Below are 19,390 nucleotides of genomic sequence, written 5' to 3'. Positions count from 1 at the left end.
TACGCGGGCGCCGCCCGTCGTCAGCTCTCGAAAACCGTTCCCGCGCCCACCGCTTTGGCGCGATCCCGCGCCAGCGTCGCGATGGCCGTGTCCTGGACGCCGGTGCCGGTCAGGTCGGCCACGGTGATGTCGGAGGCCGTGCGCCTGCCTCTCTTTTTGCCGGCTATGATTTCTCCCAGTTCGGTGACTTGCGTATCGGCGGACATCAGCCCGGCGTCGACGGCGTGATGGAGTTCGCCGAGGCGCCGTGTCTGGCTGGCGCTGTCGGCGACATAGAGGTCCGCCAGCTTCAGGATCGCCGGCGCGATCTCGTTCTTGTGCTCGGCGTCCGAGCCCATCGCGGTCACATGCTGGCCGGCGGAGACGAAACCGGCATGGATCAACGGCTCGGCGGCGGGCGTTGTGGTGACCAGCACGTCCGCACCCGCCGCCGCCTTCGCAGCATCGGGCTCCGCGCGCACCATGATGCCGAGCTTTTCGCGCAATTCCGCCGCCGCGCTGTCGGCCTTGAGCGGATCGCGTGCCCAGATGCGCGCTTCCTCGATCGGGCGAACCAGTTTCAGTGCTTCCAGTTGCAGGCGGGCCTGCATACCGGCGCCGTAGATAGTGGCGACCGCGGCATCCTCGCGCGCGAGGTGTTTGGCAGCCGCCGCCCCGGCGGCGGCCGTGCGCACGTCGGTCAGGTAGCCATTGTCGAGCAGCAGCGCCTCGACCAGCCCGGTCGTCGCCGACAGCAGGACCATCATGCCGTTGGTCGAGGGCAGGCCGATCTTCGGATTGTCGAAGAAACCGGGGCTGATCTTGATGGCAAAGCCGTCAAGGTCCGGCACATAGGCCGTCTTCACGTCGACCTCGCCATGATGTTCGGGAATGTCGAGGCGCAGGATCGGCGGCATCGCCACCGGCAAGGTGGCGAGCGCCCTGAAGGCATTTTCGACGCAAGCGACGGCGTCGAGATCGAGCTTCACGACCGTCCTGAGATCGGCCTCGGTGAGGATCGTCATGCGGGTCATGCCGCCCGCTCCCGTCCGTCGCGCCATGCACCGCTGACGATGTCGCGGTGAAGGTTCATGTCCACATTCCCGCCCGACAGCACCGCGACCGTAGGTCCCCTGGCCTTGACCTTGCCCGCCAGCAGGGCGGCGATGCCGACCGCGCCGGCGCCCTCGACCACCTCGCGCTCCTCGGCGTAGGCATGACGGATGCCGGCGGCGATTTCGGTCTCGGTCAAAAGCACGAGGTCGTCCAGAAGATCGCGACACATGGCGAAGGTCAGCCGGTTTTCCAGCCCGATGCCGCCGCCGAGCGAATCCGCCAGCGTTCTTTCCTCCTCGACGTCGACCGGCCTGCCGGCGTCGAGACTTGCCTTCATGGCCGCGCCCCTCGCCATGGAGATGCCGACGATCCGCGCGTTCGGGCGGAGCGCCTTGACCGCGGCGGCGACGCCCGACGCCAGGCCGCCGCCCGAAACCTGGATCAGCACGGTCTCGACATCCGGGGTCTGCTCGACGATCTCCAGACCGAGCGTCCCCTGCCCGGCGACGATAGCCGGATCGTCGAAGGGCGGGACCATGACGAAGCCCTCGTGGGCCACCAGCCGCTCGGCCTCCACCTGCGCCTCGTCCTGGCTCGCCCCGACGATGCGCGCTTCGGCGCCGAGGCGACGGATCTCGACCAGCTTGTTCTCCGGCACCAGCCGCGACATGCAGATAACGGCGGGAATGCCGCGCCGCCCGGCGGCCAGCGACAGCGCGCGTCCGTGATTGCCTGTCGAGGCCGCCGTCACGCCGCGCGTTCCGTCCGACAGCAGCGCGACGGCGTTCGACGCGCCGCGCAGCTTGAATGCGCCGGTGGTCTGGCGATGCTCCAGCTTCAACCGGACGGGCACGCCGAACCGTTCGCTCAGCGACGGCGAGTCGACCGTAGGCGTGGCGACGATGTCGCCGGCGATGCGCGCCCGCGCGGCTTCGATATCGGCAAGGGTGACGAACGGCACCGCCATGATCTCACGCCGGCCCCAGCGGCAAGGTCATCAGCCGGCCCCATTCGGGATGTACGGTCTCGTCGCCGCAAAGCCTGAGGCAATTCCAGGCGCTGGCCTGGTTGGAGGTGACCACCGGCCGGCCCAGTGCTTTTTCGATCTGCGCCGCCACCAGTGCCGAGCGCAGGGCCGTGCAGGAGACGAACAGGGCCTCCGCGTCGGGATGGGTGGCGTCGCGCGCGAGATCCACCAACGCCGACGGCGCGATGCGGGCCATCTCGCGGTCGTCCTCGAAGCCGAGGCAGGTGAAGGAGGCGATGTCGAAACCGTGCCCGACGAAATAATCGGCCATCGGCCGGCTGGTCTCGACCGTATAGGGGGTCAGGACGGAAATGCGCCTTGCGCCGAACGCCCGCAGGCCCCGCACCGCGGCCTTGGGCGGCGTCACGACCGGAACGCCGGGCTTCGCCGACGCGATCGCGGCCTCGACTTCGGCGTCGCCGATGACGACGGAAGCGGACGTGCAGGAATAGCAGATGGCGTCGAGCGGCTCGTCCGGCAGGATCAGCGCGGCGCCGGCGGCGAGCGCAGGCTGCATGCCGCGCAGGTTCTGCGGCGTCGTCGGATTGGCGTAGGGAATGCGCGCCACATAGACCCCGATCCGCCCGCTCGCCACCATGCGGGCGAAATCGACCTCGCTGGTGTGATCGGTGGCGAGGATGATCAGGCCGACGCGCTTTTCCAGCGGACGCGCGTCGAGAGGCGGACGGCTGCCCGATATACGGATTTCCGGCATGTGTTCCATGTCACCGCTCCACGCGACCGTAGCGCCGTTCAAGCCAGCGCAGCAGGACGACCGAGAACAGGCTGATGACGAGGAAGAAGGCGCCGACCAGCGTCATCGGCTCGACATAGCGGTAGTAGGTGTTGGCCACCGACTTCGCCTGGTTCATCAGCTCGAGCACGGTGATGGCCGAAAGCAGCGGCGTCTCCTTGAACATGGCGACGAAATAATTGGCCAGCGCCGGGATCATCGGCGGGATGGCCTGCGGCAGGATGACGTGGATCCAGGTCTGGCGCGCGGTGAGATTGCAGGCCTTCGCCGCTTCCCACTGGCCGCGCGGCACATTGTCGATGCCGCCGCGATAGACCTCAGCCGCATAGGTTCCGTAGTGAAGGCCGAGCCCGATCACGCCCGCCACCAGGGGCGGCAGCAGGATGCCGATATCAGGCAGCACGTAGAAGATGAAATAGAGCTGCACCAGAAGCGGCGTGCCGCGGATGAATTCCGCGACGAAGCCGACCGTGCGCGCCAGGACGCGGTTCTCGGACCGGCGCGCCAGCGCGATCAGCAGGCCAACGATCGCCGCGACGATCGAGCCGAGGATCGTCGCCAGAATGGTGATCCTGACGCCCTCGAGGAGCGTCGGAAAAATCTGCCAGACGAAATTCCAGTCCCAATCCATGACGCTACGTCCTCACGCCATCGAGGCCGCGCGCCATGCGCCGCTCCAGGCCGCGGATCGCCCAGGTGATCGCAGAAGCCATGATGAAATAGAGGATGAGGATGGTCGCGAACGGAAACATCGTGTCGCCGGTCTGCGACCGTACCACCTGCGCCTGGAAGGTCATGTCGGCGAGCGAGATGAGCGACACCACGGAGGTCGCCTTCAACAGTTCGATGGCGTTGTTGCCGAAGGTCGGCAGCATGACCAGCAGCGCCTGCGGCAGGATGACATGGCGCATCGACTGCCAGCGGCCGAGATTGAGCGCGGTGCAGGCCTCGTACTGTTCCTTGCCGATCGACTGGACGGCGCCGCGGACCACCTCGGCTGCATAGGCGCCGACATTGAGGCCGAGCCCGAGCACGCCCGCCTGCATGGGCGTCAGTTGGATGCCCGCCAGCGGCAGCACGAAATAGACCCAGAACAGTTGCACGAAGATCGACGTGCCGCGGAAGAACTCGATATAGGTAGTGGCGAGCGCCCGCACGGCGAAGAAGCGCGACAGGCGCCCGAGCCCGGCGGCGAACGCCACCACCAGCGCCAGAACGGACCCCATCAGCGTCAGTTCGACGGTGACGACCGCGCCCTGCAGGATCAGGTTGAGATAGCCGAACGTGTCGGTCATGGGGTTTCCGGTTGGCGGAGACGTTGGAACTGCATTCTTCCCCGCATTTTCGCGAAGAAGACGCCGGCAGGCAGATGGAGGGCGGTGCCAAGCTTGCAGAACATGGCTCTGCCCCTCATCCGACCCTCCGGGTCACCTTCTCCCGCAAGCGGGGAGAAGGAAAAAAAGACCTCACTTCGCCGCGCAGAGCTTGTCGCGCGTGGTGGACATCGCGGCCGCGGCCGAGAAGCCGTAGGGCTCGATGATCTTGGCGAACTCGCCCGACTTCTTCATCTTGGCCAGTTCCACGTCGAAGGCATCACGCAGCGCCGTGTCGTTCTTGTTGAAGGCCGCACCATCGCAATACACCGGAGCGCCCTGCACGGGAGCGACGACTTCGAGGTTCGGATCGTTGGCTTTCTTCATCAGGTCGTTGATCGACAGCACAGGCAGCGAATAGGCATCGATGCGGCCGTCCTGCACCATCTTGAGGCCACTCTGGCCGTCCGGCACGACGATGACGCGGTCACGCGGCACGCCGGCGTTGAGTGCCAGCTTCTCTTCCGTGCCGCCGCCGGGCGCGCCGATGGTGGCGGAGCTGTCCTTGGCGATGTCCTCGTAGCTCTTGAAGCCCTTCGGATTGCCTTTCTTGACCAGCAGCGCCTCGGCGTCGCACAGCACCGGCTCGGAATAGGCGACCGCCGCGCAGCGTTCCGGTTTCATGAACAGGCCGGCGGTGATGACGTCGAAACGGCCGGCCTGCAGGCCGGGGATCATGGCGCCGTATTCGGAGATCGAGGCGACTACGTCGGCCACGCCGAGCTTCTTGAAGATCTCGCGGGCGACGTCCGGGGCAGCACCCGATACCTTGCCGTCTGCGGCGACGGCCGTATAGGGCGGCTCGTTGGCGATGGCGAGGCGCGCGAAACCCTGCTTCTTGAGGGTCTCCAGCTTGGCGTCGTCCGCCGATCCCGGCGCGATGGCGGCGAGCGTCGTCACGACGGCAAGGCCGGCGACCGCGGCCAGATTCACAAACTTCCTCATTGTTCCCAGCTCCTTGGTTTTTGGTTCATTCGTGGTTTGGGCGGCGCGCCGCCCGACATGCGGTCAGACCCGGTGTCCGGCCGCGATGATCTTCTTCAGGAAGCTCTGCGTGCGCTCCTGCTTCGGATGGCGGAAGATGTCGTCCGGCCTGCCTTCCTCGACGATTCGGCCCTTGTCGAAGAACAGCACCCGGTCGGCGAAATCGTGCGCGAAGCCCATCTCGTGGGTGACGAGAAGCATGGTCGTGTCGGTCTCGTCGGCGAGCTTGCGCATGACGTTGAGCACCTCCTCGACCAGTTCCGGGTCGAGCGCGGAGGTGACCTCGTCGAACAGCATGATCTTCGGGCTGAGCGCCAGCGCGCGGGCGATGGCTACGCGCTGCTTCTGGCCGCCCGAAAGCTGCGCCGGCATCGACTTCGCCTTGTCGGCAAGGCCCACCATGTCGAGCAGTTCCATGGCGCGCTTCTCCGCGGCGGCGCGCGGCGTGCCCTTGGTGAGGATCGGCGCGAGCGTGATATTGTCGAGCACGCATTTGTGCGGAAACAGGTTGAACAGCTGGAAGACCATGCCGATCTTCTCGCGCATGCGGGTGAGATGGCGCTCGTCCGCCGGCATCAACTGGCCGTTGCGCTCCATGTGATAGAGATGCTCGCCGTCGATCTGGATGTGGCCGGCGTCGATGCGTTCCAGCGTCATCAGAATGCGCAATATGGTCGTCTTGCCGGAACCGGACGGGCCGATCAACGCCAGCTTCTCGCCAGGCTTGACCTCCATCGACAGACCGTCGAGCACCCTCAGGGCGCCGAAATTCTTGGAAATGGCGTCGATCTTGATGATGGGCGCAGTCAAACGCGTCCCCCGTCCTGGACTGACCTTCTCGCTCTTACGATGCGGAAGGCCGAAAATCATGTCAATCAGGAAAATAAAATCATGACAATATTTCCGATTCCGCACAATTTTGCGGCGAAACGCGCCTAGATTGCGAGCAGCAGATGCTCGGGATCGCCGAGCAACAGACGGGTGACGACGCCGAGGCCGGCGCGCAGTTCTCCTTCCGTCGTCGAGCCCAGCGATATGCGCACGGCCGGCTTCCAGGGCGTCTCGGCGATACGGAACGACATGCCGGGCGCGATCGCGACGCCCTGCAGGCGCGCCTGCGCGACGAAAGCTTCCTCGACGCGATCGTGCGGCAATTCCAGCCAGACATGCAGGGCATCGCGGGCGGTCCGGTAGGCCACGCCCTCGAGCGCTTCGGCCGCGATCTCCAACCGGCGCCGCAAGGCTTCGCGTTGCCAGAGCACCAGGTCGAAGGCGGTGCCGTCGGCGACCCATCTGGTCGCGATCTCCGCCACCATCGGCGTCGCCATCCAGTTCGACACGAGATGGCGGTTGGCGACGGCGGCAACATAGCGGTCGGGTGTCGCCAAATAGCCGATGCGCAGGCCCGGCACCGTGATCTTGGAAAAGGAGGTGACGTAGAGCGTACGCTCCGGCGCGAAATAGGCGACAGGCGGCGGACGCTCCTCGACCAGCGGACCCAGCACGTCGTTCTCGATGACGGCAATGTCGTGCCTGCGCGCGACCTCAGCCAGTTGCGAACGTCGCACGGAGCCCATCAGCGTGGCCGTCGGATTGATGACAGATGGTTGCACGAAAACGGCGCGGATGTCCGACATCCGGCAGGCTTCGTCCAGCGCTTCGGGGATGATGCCGTCGCCATCGATCGGCAGGCCTTCGAGATGGAAGCCGAGATAGCGCGCCAGCGGCACCAGGGTATGATGGCCGATGGCCTCCGTGGCGACCGTGGAGCCAGGCGGCGCCACGCTCATCAGCGCGACGGTCATGCCGGCGGTGGCGCCGTTGGTCAGCGTGACGTTCTGCGGCGACACGTCGAGGCCGCACAGTTTCAGCCAGTCGACCGCCACCGCGCGGTGGCGCGGGAACACCGTGTTGGGACGGAAGGAGAGCGCCGAGCTTGCGGGCAGGGTTTCCGCCAGCCAGGCGAGGGCCTGCTTGAGGCGCTCGTGGTGCATGGTCTCGCAGACAGGCTTGAGGATCGACAGGTCGATCAGTTCGCCCAGCCGTTCCGGCAGATAGGGCGGTTCCGGCTCGCGGCGCTGCGTCTGCACGAAGGAGCCGCGTCCGATCTCGCCGGAAACCAGGCCGCGGCGGATCAGTTCCTCATAGGCGCGCGACACCGTCTGGACGGACAGATCGAGGTCTTCCGCCAGCGCCCGGTGCGTCGGCAGGCGGGCGCCGTTCGGCAGCCTTCCGTCATGGATGGCGCGAGCGAACTGGTCGGCCAGGGAGAGGTAGGCCGGACGGCGAATGAGGGTGGGATCAGGCTGCCACAATGTCATGACTTATTAGAGATCGAAATCAGTGCAATTGACAATCGAAATCATGCGCCTGCATGGTGGCGGCGCAACGAAAACCGACGCCGATGCCCACGCCAAAACTCGACGCAATCGACCTGAAGATACTCGACGCCATCCAGCGCGACGGCCGCATCACCAAGCTCAGGCTGGCCGAGACGGTCGGCCTGTCGCCGACCCCTTGCTGGATGCGGCTGTCGCGGCTGGAAAAGGCCGGCGTCATCTCGGGCTATCACGGCAAGGTGGCGATGCGCGCCGTTGCCCCCGTCGCCACGGTGCTGATGGAGGTGACGCTGGCCAACCACCGGCAGGCGGATTTCGACCGCTTCGAGCGGGTCGTGCGCGACACGCCGGAGATCGTCGCCTGCTGGTCTGTCGGCGGCGGCGTCGACTATCTCGTCAAGGTGATGGCACGCGACATCGACGCCTATCAGCGGCTCGTCGATTCGCTGCTGGAGCGCGAGATCGGCATCGACCGCTATTTCACCTACATCGTCACCAAGACGGTGAAGGAGGACACCCTGCTGCCGGTCACGGAGATCGTGCAGGGCGGCTGAGCGGCCGATCGGAGACCACGAGGCCAGAGAAACCGCCTGCCGCGCTCCCGCCCGATAGAGAAACTCTCTATGCGGCGGCCCGGCAACAGCCTCTCTCTCGCGCAGGCGCCCCATAAACTGGGCCGGCGTCACGGAGGTTTCGCCTATGTCCGCTCATGCCCATTTCGCCCGCTCGCTGCGCCACGACGCACTAGACCGGCTTTCCGATCGCCGGCTCTACCGGGAACTCGGCTATGTCGACGGCCAGTGGACGGCCGGTGATTCCGCCGACAGCTTCGAGGTGACCGACCCCGCCACCGGCACCACCGTCGCCTTCGTGGCCGCGCTCGACGCGGAACAGACGACCAAGGCGGTCGACGCCGCGGCAAAAGCCTTTCCGGGATGGAAGACGCTGTTGCCGCAGGAGCGGTCGAAGGTCCTGCGCAGATGGTTCGACCTGATCGTGGCGGCGAAGGAGGACCTTGCCCTCATCATGACGCTCGAACAGGGCAAGCCGCTGGCCGAATCGCGCGGTGAGATCGACTACGCCGCCTCCTTCGTGGAATGGTATGCGGAGGAGGCCAAGCGCGTGAACGCCGAGAGCGTCACCAGCCATTTGCCAGGCGCCGAGATGATCGTGCGGCGGGAGCCGCTCGGCGTGGTCGGGGTCGTCACGCCGTGGAATTTTCCGTCCGCCATGCTGACGCGCAAGGCTGCCGCAGCGCTTGCCGCCGGCTGCACCATCGTTTCGCATCCGTCGTCCGAGACGCCGCTGTCGGCGCTGGCGCTGGCCGAGCTCGGCGAGCGGGCGGGCCTGCCCGCCGGCGTTTTTAACGTCGTCACCGGCGACGCCGCGACCATCGTCGGACGGCTGTGCGAGGATACCCGCGTGCGCGCCCTGAGCTTCACCGGCTCGACCGAGATCGGCCGACTGATCGCGAAACAGTGCGCGCCGACGATGAAACGGCTGGTCATGGAACTGGGCGGCCATGCTCCGCTCATCGTCTTCGACGACGCCGGCCTCGACCGGGCGGTGGCGATCGCGATGGACGCCAAGTTCGCGACCTCCGGTCAGGATTGCCTGGCGGCCAACCGCATCTATGTCCAGCGCGGCATCCACGACGCCTTCTGCAAGGCCTATGCTGAACGGATCGAGGCGTTGAAGGTCGGCAGCGGCCTCGACGACGGCAGCGACATCGGCCCGCTGATGCACGAACGGGGCGTGGCAAAGGTCGAGGAGCAGGTGGCCGACGCGCTTTCGCGCGGCGCCCGCCTGCTCGCCGGTGGTCAGCGCGGCAAAGCCGGCCCACTTTTCTACCAGCCGACGCTGCTGGCTGACGTTCCCGCCGATGCGCTCATCATGCGCGAGGAGACGTTCGGCCCGGTCGCCGCCGTCACCCCGTTCGACAGCGAGGCGGAGGTGGTCGCGCGCGCCAACGACACCGAATACGGGCTGGTGGCCTATGTCGTGACCGAGAACGGGGCGCGCCAGCGGCGTTTGGGCCAGGCTCTCGACTACGGCATGGTCGCTATCAACCGAGTCAAGATCACCGGCGCGCCGATCCCCTTCGGCGGCGTCAAGCACTCGGGCCTCGGACGCGAAGGCTCGCGGCACGGCCTCGAAGCCTTTACCGAGCTCAAATATATCTGCCTCGATCTGGCGTGAGCCGCCCAGCACGTGGCGAGGCGAAACTGAAAAGGAGAAAAACATGCTCGAACAATCCAACGAACTCACCGCCTGGGATCGCGACCACTTCTTCCATCCCTCGACCCATATGGGCATGCACGCGCGCGGCGAGACGCCGAACCGCGTGATGGCCGGCGGCGAAGGCGTGACGATCTGGGATACGAGCGGCAGGAAGAGCCTCGACGCCTTCGCCGGCCTCTATTGCGTCAATGTCGGCTATGGCCGCCAGAAGATCGCCGACGCTATTGCGGCGCAGGCGAAGAGCCTCGCCTACTACCACGCCTATGTCGGCCACGGCACCGACGCCTCGATCCGGCTCTCCAAGATGATCATCGACCGCGCGCCCAAGGGTATGTCGAGGGTCTATTACGGCCTGTCCGGCTCCGACGCCAACGAGACCAACATCAAGCTGATCTGGTACTACAACAATGTGCTCGGCCGACCCGAGAAGAAGAAGATCATCTCGCGCTGGCGCGGCTACCACGGTTCCGGCGTGATGACCGGCTCGCTGACCGGGCTGGCCGGCTTCCACAACGCCTTCGACCTGCCGCGCGCGCCGATCCTGCACACGGAAGCGCCCTACTACTACCGGCGCGAGGACCGTTTCCAGTCCGAGGAGCAGTTCGCGCAATATTGCGCCGACCAGCTCGAAAAGCTGATCCTAGCGCAGGGGCCGGAGACCATCGCCGCCTTCATCGGCGAGCCGGTGCTGGGCACCGGCGGCATCGTGCCGCCGCCGAAGACCTACTGGCAGAAGATTCAGGCGGTGCTGAAGAAGTACGACATCCTGCTGGTCGCCGACGAGGTCGTCACCGGCTTCGGGCGTCTCGGCTCCATGTTCGGCTCCGACCACTACGGCATCCAGCCGGATCTGATCACCATCGCCAAGGGCCTGACCTCGGCCTACGCGCCGCTGTCAGGCGTCGTCGTCGGCGAGAAGGTGTGGAAGGTCCTGGTCGAAGGGTCGGACAAGCTCGGACCGATCGGCCACGGCTGGACCTATTCGGCGCATCCGATCTGCGCGGCGGCGGGCGTCGCCAATCTCGAACTGATCGACGAGATGGGGCTGGTGAAGAACGCCGGCGAGACGGGCGCCTATTTCCGGGGCGAGCTCGCCAAGGCCGTCGGCGGCCACAAGAACGTCGGCGAAGTGCGCGGCGAGGGTATGTTGGCGGCGGTGGAATTCGTCGAGGACAGGGACGACCGCACGTTCTTCGATCCCGCGAAGAAGATCGGCCCGCAGGTCGCGGCCGCGCTTGCCGAGCGCGGCGTCATCGGTCGCGCCATGCCGCAGGGCGACATCCTCGGCTTCGCGCCGCCGCTCTGCCTGACGCAGGAAGAGGCGGACATTGTCGTGGCCAAAACGGCCGAAGCAGTGAAGGCGGTCCTGGGCTGAGGCGGGTTGGGCTTTCTCAGTCTCTTCGGATCGCCTCCGCAAAAAGGGCTGCGCCATCGCATATGGAATTTTCTTCCAATGACACTGTCGCGCACCCCCACCCCTGTCCCCTCCCCACAAGGGGGAGGGAGACGCTGACACCGCTCTCTTACCCAAAACCACCAATGTCGGTGCGTGGTAGCGCTGCCACGAAATTCCCCTCCCCCTTGAGGGGAGGGGTTAGGGGTGAGGGTACTACGCCAGATGGGATAGCCCTGCCCTGTCGAGGGAGAGTTCCCTAAAAACCCTGAAAAACAAGGTAGCTGCAGACTTATGATTTCCTCGCCTCGCCTCCCCGCCGCCATGGCCGCCGTGCTGCTTACCGGTCATGGCGATCTCGACAAGCTCGTCTATCGCACCGACGTGCCGGTGCCGAAGCCCGCGCCGGGCGAAGTGGTGGTGAAGGTCAGTGCCTGCGGCATGAACAACACCGATGTCTGGGTGCGCAAGGGCGCCTACGGCACGGAGGAGGACGCCGCCGCCGTCTCCACCTGGAGACGGCAGGGCAACACGCTGACCTTTCCGCGCATCCAGGGCACCGACACAGTCGGCACCATCGCGGCGGTCGGCGAGGGCGTGCCGGCTTCCCGCATCGGTGAGCGGGTGATGGTCGATTTCTCCATCTACAACCGCGACGACGATTCGCTGGCCGACATCGACTATATGGGCCACGGCCGCGACGGCGGTTATGCCGAGTACCAGGCGCTGCCGGCCGAGAACGCCCATGTCGTCAACACCGATCTCACCGACATCGAGCTCGCCACCTTCTGCTGCGCCTACCTGACCGGCGAACAGATGCTGGAGCGCGCGGCGCTGAAAGAAGGCGAACGCGTGCTGGTGACGGGCGCGTCGGGTGGCGTCGGCTCGGGCATCGTGCAGCTTGCCCGCGCCCGCAGCGCCATTCCCTACGCGGTGGTCGGCAAGGGCAAGGAGCAGGCGCTTCTCGACATCGGCGCGGAGGCCGTGATCACGCGCGGCACGCCCGACCTGATCGGTGCGGTCAACGAGGCGACCGGCGGCAAGCCGATCGACGTGGTGGCCGACCTGGTCGGCGGCGCGATCTTCAACGACCTATTGCGCATCCTGAGGCCCGAAGGCCGTTACACCACCGCCGGCGCCATCGCCGGTCCGGTCGTGCAGCTCGACCTCAGGACCATGTACCTGAAGCAGTTGCAGCTCAACGGCTCCAGCCAGGGCACGCGCGCCGATTTTCGCCGCATCGTGCGCTATATCGAGGAAAAGAAGATTCGCCCGCTGGTCGGCGGGGTCTACAGGCTCTCCGATTTCCATCGCGCGCAGACCGACTTCATGGCGAAGGATTTCGTCGGCAAGCTGGTGGTGGTTCCCGACGCGGTCGCTGGATAGCGGAAATCCGCCCTTCCGGCCGGGACAGGATCGCTTCGGCGGCAGCCTTCCGAGCAGTTTGTTAACAGGTATCGGCTAAAGGTCGATTGGATCAACCCAATCGCCCTGCCATGGCGCACTTGACCTTCGATGAGTGCCGATTGCCGGAGCCGCCGATGCCCGACAAGCCTCATCACAGCGCGGAGACGGCCGACCCGGACGCCGGATTCGGCGCACCGGCCGGCGTCGTCGTCCTCGGCGGCGCACATGGCACGCTGGCGCTGGCGCGCAGCCTGGGCCGCAAGGGCGTGCCGGTGTGGCACGTGTCCAACGACACGCCACTGCCGGCATGGTCGCGCTACCTGGCGGGGCACAGCGAATGGGCCGGCCCCGATTCAGGCGGCGCCCGCGCCTTTCTCACCGAACTTGCCGGCACGGAGGGCCTCAAGGGCGCACTGCTCGTTCCCGGCGGGGACGGGGAGGTCCGCTTCCTTTCCCAATCGGCCGACATGCTGTCGAAAAACTACCGCGTCATGCTGCCGCCTTGGGAACGGCTGAAATGGCTGTGCGAGAAGCCCCTGCTCTATCGCCGCGCGGAGGAGCTCGGGATCGACATCCCGCCGACCTACCGCTTCGGCTCGCTGGACGAGGCCGCGGCCGCCGATATCCGGTTCCCGGTAGTGTTGAAGCCCAATATGGGCGGCGGCGACAACCGTTTCTCGCGCGCCAAGGTGGTGCGCGCCGACGACCGCGCCGGCTTCACGGACGCCTATCGCGACGCGGTCGGACAGATCGGGATCGAGAACGTGGTGGTGCAGCAGCTCGTTCCGGGCGGCGGCGAATGCCAGTTCTCCTACGCGGCGCTGTGGCTGGACGGAGCGCCGGTGGCCGAGTTCACGGCGCGGCGCGGCCGGCAATATCCGGTCGATTTCGGCTACACCTCGACCTTTGTCGAAATCGTCGCGGAGCCGGAACTGGTGGAGGTGTCGCGGCTCCTGCTCGCCTCCAGCGCCTATCACGGTCTCGTCGAGATCGAATACAAGCGCGATCCGCGCGACGGCAGGCTGAAGCTGCTCGACGTCAATCCGCGCTGCTGGTCATGGATGAGCCTCGCCGCGGCCGCAGGATGCGATCTCGGCGGGCTGATGTGGGACGCGATCAGGGGATTTCCGGTCGAGCGCCCGCAGGCCCGCATCGGAACGGCCTGGATGTATCTGGTGCGAGACATGGTCGCGGCGGCGGTGCTGGCTTCGCGCGGCAAACTTCGCCCCGGCGATTATCTGAAGTCCTTCCCACGTGTCGGAAGCTGGGCGACGTTCGCGGGCGACGATCCCGTGCCGGGACTGATCGACATCCCGCTCACGGCCTGGCGCGTGCTGACGCGCCGCATCCTGCGCTGACCGGGCGGCGGCCGTGGGCTTGAAGAACAGGATCAAGCGGTTCGCCATCCAAGGCGGGTTGGAGGCCGTGGCGCTCACCCGCGCCTGGAACGCATGGCCGGCGGCTGGCGGGCGCGGCGTCCTCTTCACGCTGCACCATGTCCGCCCCGCCGAAACCAAAACATACGATCCCAATGCATTACTGTCGGTGACGCCGCAGTTCCTCGACGAGGCGATCCTGGCGGCGCTCGACAGCGGCCTCGTTCCGGTCGCGCTGGAGGACCTGCCGGCGCTGCTCGCCGACCCGTCCGACAAACGCCGCTTCATCTCCTTCACCCTCGACGACGGCTATCGCGACAATGCCGACCACGCCGCGCCCGTCTTTCGTCGGCATGGCGTATCCTACACCATCTTCATCACCAAGGGCTTCGTCGAGCGCACCCGCTCGCTGTGGTGGGAGACAGCGGAGGAGTTGATCACGAAGGCGCCGACGATGAGATTCGATTTCGGCGACGGCGTCGAAACCATCGCGATGGAAACGCCGGCCGGGAAGACGGCAGCCTTCGAGCGCATCAGCACCTTTATCCAGACCGGCGACGAGGACGCAAGGATCGCGGCGCTCGACGCCGCCGCGCGCGCGCAGGGCATCGAGCCGCTCGCCATCACCGACCGGCTGGTCATGGACGCCGGCGAACTGAGCGCACTGGCCAAGGACCCGTTGGCGCGGTTCGGCGCGCATACGCTGACCCATGTGGCGCTCGCCCGTGTCGACGGGGCGAGACTGCGTGAAGAGATTTCGGGATCGGCGGACGCCGTTGAATCCTATGTCGGCAAGCGCCCGACCACCTTCGCCTACCCTTACGGGTTTCCAGCCGCCGTGGGCGAACGCGAATTCGAGGTGCTGAAGGCCTTGGGATTCCGTGTCGGCGTGACCACGCAGCCCGGCGTGCTCGGGCCGTGGAGCGTCGAGCGGCCGACGGCGATCGCCCGCGTGTCGCTCAACGGCCTCTACCAGAAGAAGCGCTACGTGAAGGCGCTGATCTCCGGCATTCCGTTCCGGTTGATGTAGGCTTACGCGCTCCGGCTGGCCGGATCGAAGCGGAACACGGCGTAGTCGATTCGGCGCACCGCGTCGAAAAATCCGGGCATGCGCGGGACGGCCAACTCCTCGAACATGCCGCTCGCGCGGATCGCCGGGCGCGCCCAGTCGATCGCCTGATGGCTGGAACTGCCATAGACCACGAAGCAGCGGCGCGGCGTTTCGCGTAGCGACGCGACAAGGTTGTCGAGCACCGTGTCGAAGACATCCTTCGAGAAAGGATTGTAGAAGTAGACCACCAGCGGCGTGTCGGGAAAGGCGTAGGCGGCAGCATCGCCTTCCACCACAAACAGCGTGCGGCACATCTGCGAAGGGCTGCGATAGGCCGCGATATTGCGGCGGGCGATTGCCACCAGCTCGCGCGCGAACTCGACGCCGACGATGGCCTTGAACGGATAGTGCGAGGCCAGTAGCAGGGTGCGCGACTTGCCCGAGCCGATGTCGATGAAAGTGGCGTCCGATAGGTCGCGCGGCAGGTTTTTCATGATGAAGCCGAACGACTTCGGCGAAGTGCAGACGCACTCGTTGCCCTTGTCGCGATTTGGCCCGACGACGTCCAGCATGGCGAGCTGGATGGAGCCGGCCGTATCGACGCCGTGGGCACGGTCCCATCGCCGCGCCAGCCGGTCGGCTATCATGTGGCGAACGTTGCGGCCGACGAAGCGCGCGCTTTCGCGCAAGCCGTGCTGTCGAACGAGACGGAAGGGCTCCATCGGACCGCGCTCGCGCAGGACGGCAAGCGCGCGGCCGAGGCGTCCGCTCGATCGGTCGTAGACGCCCTGCCTGTCCTGGCGGCCGGTCATCGCCATCCGCTCTCCCTCTGGTCGGCTTCGCGCACCTGTCGCCTGGCGCCCTGTTTCATGTCGCACCACGCAGCACACCGGCGCGTAGCTTCAGCCGTCCGGCCAGATCGACGATGGCGCGGCGAGCGGGCGGCTCCAGGAAGGCCGCGATCAGCCAGGCGACGAAAAGCAGCGCCGCAACCAGCAGGGCGAAGACGAGCCACCGGTTGCCGGCATCGGCGAAGCGGGTGAAGACGGCATAGCCGATGTGCTGATGCAGCAGGTAGAGGGGATAGGTCAGCGCGCCGAACCCGTAAGCGAGTGCCGGACGGATCGGCAGGACCGGAGTCAATGCGGCCAGCGCCACCGCGCCGCAGGCCAGCGGCGCCATCAGCGCTACACCCCATGCGGGGCGCACCACGCCATAGTCGGCGACCATGCGCGGCTCGATGACGAAGGTTGCGGCGATCCCCCATGCCAGCGACAGAACCAGTAGCACGGCCGTGCGGCCATCAAGCCGCCGGCGGGCGTGATAGAGCACCAGGCCGAAGGAGAAGAAACCGGAATATTCGGTGATGAAGAGCTTCGTCACCGCGCCCGAATGAAGGAAAAATTCGTTGGCGGCCGACAGCGCCAGCCAGGCGAGCACCGCGATACGCCAGCCGCTGCGGAACCAGCCGGCGCAGAGCAGCAGGAACACCCAGCCGTAGAAGACGATCTCGTAGACGATGGTCCAGTAGGCGCCGTCCATGAAAGGCTGCCCGGCGAGCCGCGAGACGATGATGAACTGCGCCAGCCATTGCGGCACCGTCGGCGTCGGGATGCCGGCGACAGGCCAGGCCAGCAGCACCAGCGCGGTAACGGTCGCGCATGTCACGAAAGTCGGCCAGAGCCGAGCGACCCGGCCCGCCGCGAAATCATAAGCCGAGCGGTTTTCCGCCGACAGCGCGATCACGTAGCCGGAGATGGCGAAGAAGACGAGTAGGCCGGTGTCGCACCACATGGCGACGGGCGCCAGTTCGGGAAAGCCGACGCCGTCGCCCTCACTTGAGATCGCCATGCGGAAGCCGTAGTGGAACAGCAGCACCATCGCGGCCGAGAACAGCCGCAGCAGGTCGAGATTGTAGAGGCGCGTCGCGGATCGGGACTGCATCGGGCTCGTTCGGCTCACCGTCGGCCGGCGGCCGATCGTTTCACAGGCTAGCCCGGAACGCCCTTAGAATTCCTTGACCGGCAAGGTAAAACTTGTGCGAACGGGCGCGCTCAAACGCCCTCGACCAGCACGATCTCGCCGTCGGCTACCTGTTGGCGGATAGCGGCGGCGCGCTGGTATTCCGGCGAATGGTAGCAGTCGCTGGCGACCTGGAGCGTCTCGAACTCGATGACGACATTGCGCGCGCGGCCCTCTCCCTCGGCCTTCTCGTGCGCGCCGCCGCGCGCCAGGAACCTGGCGCCGTATTTGTCGAAGGCGATCTTGGAGGCGGCGACATAGTCCTTGTATTTTTCAGCGTCGCGCACATCGACGCGGGCAATCCAGTATCCTTTCGGCATGTCTTCTCCTCCGGTTCGATCGTTGTCCCTTGACGGGATCGTCGCGGTCTCAGGCCGCGTACATTTCTTCCAATATGGCCTCGGCGGCGGCGCGGCGGTCGGGCGCGGCGACGATCGGGCGGCCGACGACGAGGTGGCTGGAGCCGTTGCGGATCGCCTCGCCGGGCGTGACGACGCGGCGCTGGTCGCCACGCGCGGAGCCGGCCGGACGAATGCCCGGCGTCACCACGGCCATGTCCGGGCCGACGATCTTGCGCACGGCCGCCGCCTCCTCGGCCGAGCAGACCACGCCGCCCATGCCGGCATGCAGCGCCTGTTCGGCGCGGCGCAGCACCAGCGTGTGCGGATCGTACTCGTAGCCGGCGTCGATGACGTCGCGCTCGTCCATCGAGGTGAGCACGGTGACGCCGAGCAGAGTGAGGTCGCTGCCGCGCGCGGCCTCGACCGCCGCCTTCATCGCCTTCGGATAGGCGTGGATGGTCAGCATGGTCATGCCCATCTTGACGATGTTCTCGACGCCCTTGGCTACGGTGTTATCGATGTCGAGCAGCTTCATGTCGAGGAAGACATTGGTTCCGCCGCGCGCCAGGTCGCGGGCGAAATCCAAACCGCCCGCAAAGGCGAGCTGGTAGCCGATCTTGTAGAAACGCGCGACACCGTCGAGCTGGCGCACTACCGCCTCGGCGTCCTTCACGGTCGGCACGTCCAGCCCGACGATCAGGCGCTCGTGCATCGAGCCGGCCGTCACGGGACCCGCGTCGACAGAAGGTGCGAGGTTTCCAGCAGCGTGCGGCATAGGTACTCCATCGAGTGTTGCATGCGTTCGTCGGTGAAGGCGCCGTCTTCGCCGAAGGCGCTGTCGCCGTCCGGCACAGAGCATTCCGGCGCCACGACTTCCATCTGGCAGCGCACCAGAACGGCGCGCAGATGATTGATGGCGCGAATGCCGGCGAACCGCCCCTGCGAAGACGAGCAGAGGCCGGTCGGCTTGCCGGCCAGCGGCCGAAACGGCTTGCCGGCGTCAGTGCGAACCCGGCTGATCCAGTCGACCGCGTTCTTGAGCAGCGGCGGAATCGAGCCATTGTATTCCGGCGTGGCGATCAGGACACCGTCATGCGCGGCGATCTGGCGGGCGAGGCGCATCGCGTTTTCGGGAATGCCCTTTTCCCTTTCCAGATCCTGGTCGATGATCGGCAAGGAATAGTCCTGCAGGGAAATGCGCGTCACCTCCCCGCCGAGGACGGCAAGGGTCTTCTGGGCAATGTCAGCCGTCCTGCCGCTGAAAGCGCCAACACGGTTCGAGCCGGCGAAGACGAGAATCCTGGGAATGGACGGCATCGGTGCTCCTCTCCCACCTATAGGCGAAGCATCGGCCGAATCAAGCGGGCTTCAGTGCGGACGGCGCCGGTAGACCCAGAGCTGCGTCGGCGGGATGTTGCGGACGATGAAGTCGAAATGCTTGACCTCATAATCGCCTCGCCCTGGCGGAATGGGCGAGAGAGGGCCGTAAGTGAGTTGCACCACCGGCCTGCCTTCGGGAATGCGCGTGAGCAGGCTTTCCAGATAGGCGATGCGCTGAGCCACCGGAAAATTGAGGAGCGGCACGGCCGAAATCACCGCATCGAAGGTCAGGTCGCGATGGTCCCCGAGAGCTGCCGAGAGATTGAAGGCATCGCCTTCGATCACGTTGACGCCGGGATAGAGCCGGCGCAGGTGCCGGACGAACTCGGGGGAATATTCCAGCGCGTAAAGATCGGCCGGCTTCACGCCGCGCGCGAGGATGGCGCGGGTGATGACGCCCGTGCCCGGGCCGACCTCCAGCACCGGCAGGCCGGAGGCCGGATCGATCACCGAGGCCATCTTGCGCGCCGTGACGGAACTGGTCGGTATGATGGAGCCCACGGCCTTCGGCCTGTCGATCCAGCCCTTGAAGAATTTCAGCTCGTCGTCGAACTTTTCGGCGAGCGCCTTCTTCAAACCGTGACTGCGTGCCATCAGCGACTCTCTTTCTCCATCCCCCGCGCGTTCCTTAGCAGTTGACGCGAGGGGAGCAATAGAGAAGCGACAT

General features: G+C 66.3%; 20 protein-coding genes. 6 read left to right on the top strand and 14 right to left on the bottom strand.

The window, feature by feature from the left end; all coding sequences use genetic code 11:
• Positions 1–20: 20 nt before the first annotated feature.
• From eutC to ehuR, 8 genes are all read right to left on the bottom strand, one after another.
• Positions 21–1,013, bottom strand: a complete 993-nt coding sequence (gene eutC, locus ABMA46_RS16020; protein ID WP_349000816.1) for an ectoine utilization protein EutC — start codon at positions 1,011–1,013, stop codon at positions 21–23.
• The gene (eutB, locus tag ABMA46_RS16015) at positions 1,010–2,002 is read right to left on the bottom strand and encodes a hydroxyectoine utilization dehydratase EutB (protein ID WP_349000814.1); all 993 of its coding nucleotides are present in this window, start codon (positions 2,000–2,002) and stop codon (positions 1,010–1,012) included. Before eutB ends, eutC begins: the two co-directional genes overlap by 4 nt.
• 4 nt (positions 2,003–2,006) lie before the next feature.
• The gene (eutA, locus tag ABMA46_RS16010) at positions 2,007–2,786 is read right to left on the bottom strand and encodes an ectoine utilization protein EutA (RefSeq protein WP_349000813.1); all 780 of its coding nucleotides are present in this window, start codon (positions 2,784–2,786) and stop codon (positions 2,007–2,009) included.
• A 1-nt stretch (position 2,787) separates the two neighbouring features.
• Entirely contained in the window at positions 2,788–3,447 is a 660-nt protein-coding gene (gene ehuD / locus ABMA46_RS16005; RefSeq protein ID WP_349000811.1) for an ectoine/hydroxyectoine ABC transporter permease subunit EhuD, read from the bottom strand.
• Positions 3,448–3,451: 4 nt separating this feature from the next.
• The gene (gene ehuC / locus ABMA46_RS16000; RefSeq protein WP_349000810.1) at positions 3,452–4,111 is read right to left on the bottom strand and encodes an ectoine/hydroxyectoine ABC transporter permease subunit EhuC; all 660 of its coding nucleotides are present in this window, start codon (positions 4,109–4,111) and stop codon (positions 3,452–3,454) included.
• Positions 4,112–4,282: 171 nt separating this feature from the next.
• Complete coding sequence (gene ehuB / locus ABMA46_RS15995; RefSeq protein ID WP_349000808.1) at positions 4,283–5,134, bottom strand: ectoine/hydroxyectoine ABC transporter substrate-binding protein EhuB; 852 nt, start codon at positions 5,132–5,134, stop codon at positions 4,283–4,285.
• A gap of 63 nt (positions 5,135–5,197) precedes the next feature.
• A complete protein-coding gene (gene ehuA / locus ABMA46_RS15990) occupies positions 5,198–5,983 on the bottom strand; it encodes an ectoine/hydroxyectoine ABC transporter ATP-binding protein EhuA (protein WP_349000807.1) in 786 nt (261 codons plus the stop codon).
• Positions 5,984–6,108: 125 nt separating this feature from the next.
• The gene (gene ehuR, locus ABMA46_RS15985; protein ID WP_349000805.1) at positions 6,109–7,494 is read right to left on the bottom strand and encodes a MocR-like ectoine utilization transcription factor EhuR; all 1,386 of its coding nucleotides are present in this window, start codon (positions 7,492–7,494) and stop codon (positions 6,109–6,111) included.
• Positions 7,495–7,577: 83 nt separating this feature from the next.
• Between ehuR and ABMA46_RS15980 the strand changes: the two genes are divergently transcribed.
• From ABMA46_RS15980 to ABMA46_RS15955, 6 genes are all read left to right on the top strand, one after another.
• Positions 7,578–8,066: an Lrp/AsnC family transcriptional regulator gene (locus ABMA46_RS15980; protein WP_349000804.1), complete on the top strand. Its 489-nt coding sequence runs from the start codon at positions 7,578–7,580 to the stop codon at positions 8,064–8,066.
• A gap of 145 nt (positions 8,067–8,211) precedes the next feature.
• The gene (locus ABMA46_RS15975) at positions 8,212–9,711 is read left to right on the top strand and encodes an NAD-dependent succinate-semialdehyde dehydrogenase (protein ID WP_349000803.1); all 1,500 of its coding nucleotides are present in this window, start codon (positions 8,212–8,214) and stop codon (positions 9,709–9,711) included.
• Positions 9,712–9,754: 43 nt separating this feature from the next.
• Complete coding sequence (locus ABMA46_RS15970) at positions 9,755–11,128, top strand: aspartate aminotransferase family protein (protein ID WP_349000801.1); 1,374 nt, start codon at positions 9,755–9,757, stop codon at positions 11,126–11,128.
• Between the two features lie 312 nt (positions 11,129–11,440).
• Complete coding sequence (locus ABMA46_RS15965) at positions 11,441–12,532, top strand: alcohol dehydrogenase family protein (RefSeq protein ID WP_349000800.1); 1,092 nt, start codon at positions 11,441–11,443, stop codon at positions 12,530–12,532.
• Positions 12,533–12,687: 155 nt separating this feature from the next.
• Positions 12,688–13,911, top strand: coding sequence for a carboxylate--amine ligase (locus tag ABMA46_RS15960; protein WP_349000799.1), 1,224 nt, complete (start codon positions 12,688–12,690; stop codon positions 13,909–13,911).
• A gap of 13 nt (positions 13,912–13,924) precedes the next feature.
• A complete protein-coding gene (locus ABMA46_RS15955) occupies positions 13,925–14,959 on the top strand; it encodes a polysaccharide deacetylase family protein (RefSeq protein WP_349000797.1) in 1,035 nt (344 codons plus the stop codon).
• A gap of 2 nt (positions 14,960–14,961) precedes the next feature.
• On the opposite strand, the gene ABMA46_RS15950 is transcribed toward ABMA46_RS15955, so the two are convergent.
• The 6 genes from ABMA46_RS15950 to pmtA form a co-directional block, all read right to left on the bottom strand.
• Positions 14,962–15,798, bottom strand: coding sequence for a class I SAM-dependent methyltransferase (locus ABMA46_RS15950; protein ID WP_349000795.1), 837 nt, complete (start codon positions 15,796–15,798; stop codon positions 14,962–14,964).
• A gap of 49 nt (positions 15,799–15,847) precedes the next feature.
• On the bottom strand, positions 15,848–16,924 hold the full coding sequence (locus ABMA46_RS15945; protein WP_349000793.1) for an acyltransferase family protein: 1,077 nt from the start codon (positions 16,922–16,924) through the stop codon (positions 15,848–15,850).
• Between the two features lie 110 nt (positions 16,925–17,034).
• Entirely contained in the window at positions 17,035–17,322 is a 288-nt protein-coding gene (locus ABMA46_RS15940; RefSeq protein WP_349000792.1) for a DUF1330 domain-containing protein, read from the bottom strand.
• A gap of 49 nt (positions 17,323–17,371) precedes the next feature.
• The gene (gene pyrF, locus ABMA46_RS15935) at positions 17,372–18,118 is read right to left on the bottom strand and encodes an orotidine-5'-phosphate decarboxylase (RefSeq protein WP_349000790.1); all 747 of its coding nucleotides are present in this window, start codon (positions 18,116–18,118) and stop codon (positions 17,372–17,374) included.
• On the bottom strand, positions 18,067–18,660 hold the full coding sequence (locus ABMA46_RS15930) for an NADPH-dependent FMN reductase (protein ID WP_349000789.1): 594 nt from the start codon (positions 18,658–18,660) through the stop codon (positions 18,067–18,069). Before ABMA46_RS15930 ends, pyrF begins: the two co-directional genes overlap by 52 nt.
• A 51-nt stretch (positions 18,661–18,711) precedes the next feature.
• The gene (gene pmtA / locus ABMA46_RS15925) at positions 18,712–19,317 is read right to left on the bottom strand and encodes a phospholipid N-methyltransferase PmtA (protein ID WP_349000787.1); all 606 of its coding nucleotides are present in this window, start codon (positions 19,315–19,317) and stop codon (positions 18,712–18,714) included.
• Positions 19,318–19,390: the final 73 nt, after the last annotated feature.

This window comes from Mesorhizobium hunchu (genome assembly GCF_040081975.1).
Classification (GTDB): Bacteria; Pseudomonadota; Alphaproteobacteria; order Rhizobiales; family Rhizobiaceae; genus Mesorhizobium; species Mesorhizobium hunchu.
The sequence above is the reverse complement of the archived record's forward strand: the minus strand, read 5'-3'. Positions and strand labels throughout refer to the sequence as shown.

Excerpts from the sequence above, each read along its gene's own strand:
- pyrF (WP_349000790.1), bottom strand. The coding sequence starts at position 18,118 with ATGCCGCACGCTGCTGGAAACCTCGCACCTTCTGTCGACGCGGGTCCC.
- ABMA46_RS15970 (WP_349000801.1), top strand. The coding sequence starts at position 9,755 with ATGCTCGAACAATCCAACGAACTCACCGCCTGGGATCGCGACCACTTC.
- pmtA (WP_349000787.1), bottom strand. The coding sequence starts at position 19,317 with ATGGCACGCAGTCACGGTTTGAAGAAGGCGCTCGCCGAAAAGTTCGAC.
- ehuC (WP_349000810.1), bottom strand. The coding sequence starts at position 4,111 with ATGACCGACACGTTCGGCTATCTCAACCTGATCCTGCAGGGCGCGGTC.
- ABMA46_RS15950 (WP_349000795.1), bottom strand. The coding sequence starts at position 15,798 with ATGGCGATGACCGGCCGCCAGGACAGGCAGGGCGTCTACGACCGATCG.
- eutA (WP_349000813.1), bottom strand. The coding sequence starts at position 2,786 with ATGGAACACATGCCGGAAATCCGTATATCGGGCAGCCGTCCGCCTCTC.
- ABMA46_RS15965 (WP_349000800.1), top strand. The coding sequence starts at position 11,441 with ATGATTTCCTCGCCTCGCCTCCCCGCCGCCATGGCCGCCGTGCTGCTT.
- ABMA46_RS15980 (WP_349000804.1), top strand. The coding sequence starts at position 7,578 with ATGCCCACGCCAAAACTCGACGCAATCGACCTGAAGATACTCGACGCC.
- ehuD (WP_349000811.1), bottom strand. The coding sequence starts at position 3,447 with ATGGATTGGGACTGGAATTTCGTCTGGCAGATTTTTCCGACGCTCCTC.
- ABMA46_RS15930 (WP_349000789.1), bottom strand. The coding sequence starts at position 18,660 with ATGCCGTCCATTCCCAGGATTCTCGTCTTCGCCGGCTCGAACCGTGTT.
- ABMA46_RS15945 (WP_349000793.1), bottom strand. The coding sequence starts at position 16,924 with ATGCAGTCCCGATCCGCGACGCGCCTCTACAATCTCGACCTGCTGCGG.
- eutC (WP_349000816.1), bottom strand. The coding sequence starts at position 1,013 with ATGACCCGCATGACGATCCTCACCGAGGCCGATCTCAGGACGGTCGTG.
- ehuB (WP_349000808.1), bottom strand. The coding sequence starts at position 5,134 with ATGAGGAAGTTTGTGAATCTGGCCGCGGTCGCCGGCCTTGCCGTCGTG.
- eutB (WP_349000814.1), bottom strand. The coding sequence starts at position 2,002 with ATGGCGGTGCCGTTCGTCACCCTTGCCGATATCGAAGCCGCGCGGGCG.
- ABMA46_RS15960 (WP_349000799.1), top strand. The coding sequence starts at position 12,688 with ATGCCCGACAAGCCTCATCACAGCGCGGAGACGGCCGACCCGGACGCC.
- ABMA46_RS15975 (WP_349000803.1), top strand. The coding sequence starts at position 8,212 with ATGTCCGCTCATGCCCATTTCGCCCGCTCGCTGCGCCACGACGCACTA.
- ABMA46_RS15940 (WP_349000792.1), bottom strand. The coding sequence starts at position 17,322 with ATGCCGAAAGGATACTGGATTGCCCGCGTCGATGTGCGCGACGCTGAA.
- ehuR (WP_349000805.1), bottom strand. The coding sequence starts at position 7,494 with ATGACATTGTGGCAGCCTGATCCCACCCTCATTCGCCGTCCGGCCTAC.